This is a genomic window from Viridibacillus soli (assembly GCF_016612995.1).
In the GTDB taxonomy this organism is placed as follows: domain Bacteria; phylum Bacillota; class Bacilli; order Bacillales_A; family Planococcaceae; genus Viridibacillus; species Viridibacillus soli.
The window spans coordinates 1-1,767 of the sequence record NZ_JAEOAH010000083.1; the positions used below are offsets into that span (position 1 = coordinate 1).

At 33.4% G+C, this 1,767-nt stretch carries 3 protein-coding genes; 1 reads left to right on the forward strand and 2 read right to left on the reverse strand.

Going from position 1 to position 1,767, the window contains the following annotated elements; genetic code table 11:
- On the forward strand, positions 1 to 534 hold a 534-nt coding region (locus JFL43_RS22065), incomplete at its 5' end, for a fibronectin type III domain-containing protein (RefSeq protein ID WP_200750708.1).
- 202 nt (positions 535 to 736) lie between these two features.
- On the opposite strand, the gene JFL43_RS22070 is transcribed toward JFL43_RS22065, so the two are convergent.
- Complete coding sequence (locus tag JFL43_RS22070) at positions 737 to 1,018, reverse strand: hypothetical protein (protein WP_200750709.1); 282 nt, start codon at positions 1,016 to 1,018, stop codon at positions 737 to 739.
- A gap of 229 nt (positions 1,019 to 1,247) precedes the next feature.
- Positions 1,248 to 1,601 carry a hypothetical protein gene (locus tag JFL43_RS22075; protein WP_200750710.1) on the reverse strand — a complete coding sequence of 118 codons (354 nt, stop codon included), beginning with the start codon at positions 1,599 to 1,601 and terminating at the stop codon, positions 1,248 to 1,250.
- Between the last annotated feature and the right edge of the window lie 166 nt (positions 1,602 to 1,767).

The following is a 1,767-nucleotide window of genomic DNA, read 5'->3' on the forward strand; positions in this document are numbered from 1 at the left end:
TATAAATATACAGTGAAGGCCATAGATGCAGCAGGAAATATTTCTCAAGAAAGTAAAGCTGTTGTTGCAAAGACAGGAAATAAAGTTCCAGATGCGGAAGCACCAACCCAACCAAAAGGACTACATAGTATGGGGGAAACATCATCTAGTGTAGATTTAATGTGGAGTCCATCAGAAGACAATATAGCAGTTGACCATTATGTTGTATACAGAGAAACATCAAGTGGACAAATGATAGCAGTTGGAACATCCAACACTACATCATTTATGGACAAGAGCTTACAATCAAATACAACATATAAGTACACAGTTACAGCAGTTGATGCAGCAAGAAATGAATCGATTAAAAGTAACATTCTGACTGTAACTACAAAAGAACAGAATTCATCTTATAAACAATGGGATCCATATAAAGCATATACAAAGGGCGATAGAGTAGAACATCAGGGGAAAACTTATGAAGCGATTCAAAGCTATCAAGGATACGGCGATTCAAACTGGATATTTGCTCCTTCGTTATGGAAAGCAATTTAATTAAAAGGGTTATAATTAGCTCTTATATTGAACTAACTATTATAGTATTCTACAAAATCTCCATTTTCCAGGAGATAAAAATAATCCATTTTGAAAAAAGATATTTCAAAATGGATTATTCTATTTAAAATTCGAATTTAATTTTTATAGTAAAAGACCAATAACTTCATTTACCCTTTCCGCAACTAATGATCTAATAACCTTAGGATCCTTCGATAATTTTTTTGTCCTTCATTACAGCTAATAACATATATATGCTAAATAAGATAATGATACCTACAAAAATTGACAAACCGTATGAACTATTCAATTTGAAGAGAATATTATTTAAAACGTTAAAAATGCCAAAAGATACTAAGAATCCAAGATAAATTTGTCTTCTTTTAGGTTCTTGTATAGGTTCAATATATGCGAAAGAAAGCCATACAAAGAGTGGAAAATAGAATACGGCAATCGTTATAAAAATCCAACCACTTAGTTCCAATTGATTCCCTCCTCTCTAACCTTTAGTGAATAAAAATTTCTTCCGCATTTTATTCTACCTGAAAATATTCCAAATAAAAACAGCTTGTGGAATTTTAAATCCACAAGCTGTTTTTATCAAACTTATTTGAAAGGCAACACATCTATTATTTAATCCTCATACGTTTAGGACCTTTGCCTTCTGAGTCTATCTTGAAGCTATTTCCATTATTCTTCCTATCTTCTGAACTTCAACTAGATGGTCCTGTTCTACCACTCTCAGTCCCCTCTTGATCAGAAGGGGGTATATCTCTCTGACCCGGTTCCATCTCATGTTGGTTTGGAGGAAACATTTCTCCCTGATCTTGTTCCATCTCATCTTGATTTGGAGGAAATATATCTCCCTGATCTGGCATCATTTCATCTTGGTTAGAAGGGGGCATCCCCCCCGGATTTTGTACATTTGGCATTCTGCTATCTTGATATGAATCCGCTTCTTTTGGTCCAGAATCCGTGTTATCGCCTAAATTCAAAAGGTTTAAATACGTACCAATTAAAATACCCATTGTCACTAGACCAATAGAAGTTACTATTTTCATCCGCATCTCTCTCACTCCTTTCTTATGAATTTAAACCATTTTATCGCTACATTTTGTCTAATTAGATCTACATTAGCTTGTATTTTGCTACGAAACACGTTTTTAGGTTTAATATTCATGTTACAACTTTTTAATTACTAAATTTCTTTTTTCTAGATACACCGCTTTATCT